Annotated in this window: 4 protein-coding genes and 2 pseudogenes; 2 read left to right on the top strand and 4 right to left on the bottom strand. The window is 42.8% G+C overall.

The window, feature by feature from the left end:
* Window positions 1–229, top strand: a 229-nt coding sequence (locus CINSTRO3249_RS14030) for an integrase core domain-containing protein (protein WP_143146879.1), incomplete at its 5' end; no start/stop codon positions are given.
* Between the two features lie 40 nt (window positions 230–269).
* On the opposite strand, the pseudogene CINSTRO3249_RS14035 reads toward CINSTRO3249_RS14030, so the two are convergent.
* Both CINSTRO3249_RS14035 and CINSTRO3249_RS17750 read right to left on the bottom strand, forming a co-directional pair.
* A pseudogene (locus CINSTRO3249_RS14035) lies at window positions 270–515 on the bottom strand (transposase); the annotation flags it as partial.
* Window positions 516–665: 150 nt separating this feature from the next.
* A complete protein-coding gene (locus CINSTRO3249_RS17750) occupies window positions 666–1,628 on the bottom strand; it encodes a hypothetical protein (RefSeq protein ID WP_254304372.1) in 963 nt (320 codons plus the stop codon).
* A gap of 206 nt (window positions 1,629–1,834) precedes the next feature.
* Between CINSTRO3249_RS17750 and CINSTRO3249_RS14045 the strand changes: the two genes are divergently transcribed.
* Window positions 1,835–2,266: a hypothetical protein gene (locus CINSTRO3249_RS14045; protein WP_074013721.1), complete on the top strand. Its 432-nt coding sequence runs from the start codon at window positions 1,835–1,837 to the stop codon at window positions 2,264–2,266.
* A 144-nt stretch (window positions 2,267–2,410) separates the two neighbouring features.
* On the opposite strand, the pseudogene CINSTRO3249_RS14050 reads toward CINSTRO3249_RS14045, so the two are convergent.
* Window positions 2,411–2,933: pseudogene (locus CINSTRO3249_RS14050) on the bottom strand (macro domain-containing protein).
* Window positions 2,934–3,180: 247 nt separating this feature from the next.
* Window positions 3,181–3,635: lytic transglycosylase domain-containing protein (locus CINSTRO3249_RS14055; protein ID WP_074013722.1), on the bottom strand; the 455-nt coding region annotated here is incomplete at its 5' end.

The raw sequence follows: 3,635 nt of genomic DNA on the forward strand, positions 1-3,635 counted from the left end.
CGGCGACTCCTACGATAATGCGATGGCAGAGAGTATCAACGGGTTGTACAAAACGGAGGTTATCCACCGCGGGAGCTGGAAAAACCGGACGGAAGTGGAGTTGGCCACGCTGGACTGGGTGGACTGGTACAACAACAGAAGGCTGCTCGGGCGGCTGGGTTACATCCCTCCTACTGAAGCCGAAATGAACTATTACGCTTTGCAATTAGCATCAGAGGAAGCGGCGTAGTATTGCCAAAATTACTCTCTAATAAACTCGGGGTTATTCAAAGCTCACGGTTCTCGCGCTCCAGCTCCTTAAGCCGCTGACGTTCATCCGCGTTGAGACTGTTTTTCACCGCCAGCCGCTGTTCATGTTGCTTGATCCACAGACGCAGCGTCTCGGGTATGCAGCCAATTTTTGGTGCAATGGACTGGATCGCTTTCCACTGCGAAGCATGCTCATGCTGAGTTTCCAGCACTAGATTAACTGCCCGTTCACGGACTTCCGGAGAGTAACGTTTGGTCGTTGTCATAGAGACCTCCACTTTTAAAGTATAGACTCTAATTTATCCGGGGTGATTCACTATTTGACCATTTTTAGCCTGAGCGACAAAGCACTCCCACCTTTCATTATCAATAGTCAAAACATGCGCTTGAATAATGCTAATAAAATGATTTTTTATTTATTCCTTGTCATCAAAATTTCGCTTTTCTGGAAAGCTAATCACAAATTCAGAAGCATCTCCTTTACCGTGACTAAAGAGCGGCTTCAGGACTTCTTCTGACTCAAATTCATTCCTGAAAGCAGCTACATCACGAATAAAGCAGGACATGTACAGATACTTGTCATTTTTGAACATACCTTGCAAATCCTCTCCATGCAGAAGCGCATAATGACTGATGCGGTCGTACAAATCAGGATTTTTTACTGTAACCTCTGCTCCAATATTTACTATTCCCTTATCTGTTTTTAAATAGTCCCATAGAATAACTTCCCCGCCGATTCGCATACGGAAACGTTGTTTGTCAGATTTACTCATCACCGAACGTCTAGATAGCTCGTCCTGTTCAAGATGGTGATTTACGTTAATGCAAATGTCCTGAAACCTATCAAATCGTTGAGTAACGGTGTTTTTCGCCTTGTTATAGCGGTCATCATTAACGCAATCTAACACACCAACAAAATCGACAAGTGCGCTGCCTTTATCCGTATAAATCGGCTCTACACAAAGAAGAAAATGACACAATTTCCCGAGAGGAGTATCATATAAATTCAAGCTGCATTTACAGCAATCTTTATATTCCCCGTTATCCGTTACACCATCGTCATTACACACATAATTAGTCGGCTCTCCCATTGGCTTATTGAGTAACACATATTCAAAAGAGTCTTCATCATCTGGCGCTGACAAAATATTTATTTCTATAGCAGTATACCTACCAGAGCATGACAAGCATTGCCCAACCCATAGAGAATTAAGATACGTTATTCCAGGTCTATCCCCAATAGGGGCTTTAATCACTTCACTGTCAAAAAACACATGCTTATTAATTACCACATCACCCGTTTTTTTATGTGTAATAATCCTATTCTTACAATGAGGACAGCACCACCATGCTTCACCATCTATTTTTGAAATGTACATAATTTCACCATTTATTAACAGTATTTTTTTGCATAGAATAATTGAAAATTATTGACGCCATCGTCGTTATATGATTAACCCAGGATACGTCCGAGCCTGTATCGTCTGAGTCAACTTTTTCATCAGCGAAAGCGGCGTGATTAACAGCGAGTAATAACCCGATTGCCATAAGCGTATTTTTTTCATAATCTTCGCCCTGTTTTGGTATGTTCAATTATGTTCTTCTCTTGTTTATTGGATTTATGTATTTTATGCGTTTTTTAACTATCTCCCTGTTTAATAAAGCACTTTTTCTTCTGCTGCCGTTTTCCATGATGGCATGTGATGACTCGCCCAAAGCGTTCTCTCCTGCGCCATTACCGCATTACCGGATTGCACTTAGTGAGATGGGAAAGGATTTTCAGCAGGAAGTGTCCAATATGCTGATCCAGCAAGTGGTGTCTGGCGGCGAAAATCCAACCACTGTGACGGTGACTATCGAGCAATCCGATCTGCTCGATGATGCTGTTCAGGCGGAAAGGTCAATTTTTAAGCTTGCTTTGCGTGACGGTAAATGGGTTATCGATAGCCGAATTAATCAACTGCGCTGTTACCCTGAGCGGGGTCACCAGAGCTTTTCAACGGCACCGTGTCGTTAAAACGGTTGGCAAAAATGCCGAATCTACACGGTCAAAAACAGACAGCCTGGAAAACTGTTTCACCGTTGCCGACGAGAGCATCCCTGAAAAACTTCATATTCTTTGAAATACTTAACTCAATAACTTACTTTTTGAAGTAATGACTTAATTAAACAAACACTTATAAATTTCTGCATTCTTTTTATCAAAACACACAAAGGTTACCTGACGGGGAAGATCATAATCGTGCAAAAATTTGCTAACGGTAGTAATAGCAATACGGGCCGCGAGCTGTCGAGGAAAACGGTAGTGACCAGTACTGATCGCCGGAAACGCAATTGTCTCCAAACCGTGCTCGGCAGCCAGAACAAGACTGTTTCGATAGACGCTCGAATTGCGTCTGTTTCACATGGGATCGCCACCCCCAGTACCACACAGGCCCGACAGCGTGGATGACTTTCCGCACGGATAAGCTCCCCGCATCAGTGATAACAGCTTTTCCCGTGTCACAGGAGCCATGCAACTGTCGTCTCTGGCTGCAAAGCTTTTTCAGGTGAGGGCCTGCGGCACGGTGAATAGCACCACAAACACCGCCTCCTGGTTTCAATGAAGATCTGGCCGCATTTACAATAGCGTCAACACGAAGATGGGTAATATCGCCTTGGATCCATATCATTCTATTGTGCATTAATACATCCTCACTTGATATTGTTTATTTTTATGCAACAGAACTGCACACGGTCTTTACGTAGAAATTACGCAACAATCAAGAAATTCATTAGCGGTTGATGAAAAAAACTTGAGTTCTACTGCATTCATTTTGATTATTCCTTTAATTAAAAATTAAAAAAGAATGTAAAATATAACAAAAAAACACAACAACCTATTTTTTACTTAATCACCTCCTGATAGAAAAATAAAACCGATGTCACGAACTATATTCCCGACTTGGACAGTCGAGAAAATAAATCTCCGCGCTCTTTATCCAAAAAAGACAGATACCGTGCATAGACTCTTTTGGCATACCGCATTCTAAATGGCGCATTGTCATTTTTAAATCCTGCATTATAAGCACCGACCGATTCCCAGTTAACGCCATTGGCAGAGATGTTTTTAGCCAGAATATACGCACCAACATAAATGTTTTGGCAGGGGTCATTTAACAGCTTTTCTCGTGTTATCCCCCATTTATTCTTAAGAAACGGAAACCACGACGAATTGATTTGCATCAGCCCCACGTCTTCACTGACGACCTTACCCTGACGCCGGTTAAGGCCAACGGCGCGGGGATTCATACCGCTTTCGACCTCCGCTATCGCTATCAACAACAGCGGATCAATACGGTAGGTTCGCGCCGCTGACTCAAAACATGCCGCTATCGCGGCTTTTG

Source organism: Candidatus Sodalis sp. SoCistrobi (genome assembly GCF_900143145.1).
GTDB lineage: Bacteria > Pseudomonadota > Gammaproteobacteria > Enterobacterales > Enterobacteriaceae > SoCistrobi.

What these genes read in the sequence shown, in the direction of transcription:
- CINSTRO3249_RS17750 (WP_254304372.1), bottom strand. Translation starts at nt 1,628, where the DNA reads ATGTACATTTCAAAAATAGATGGTGAAGCATGGTGGTGCTGTCCTCAT.
- CINSTRO3249_RS14045 (WP_074013721.1), top strand. Translation starts at nt 1,835, where the DNA reads ATGTTCAATTATGTTCTTCTCTTGTTTATTGGATTTATGTATTTTATG.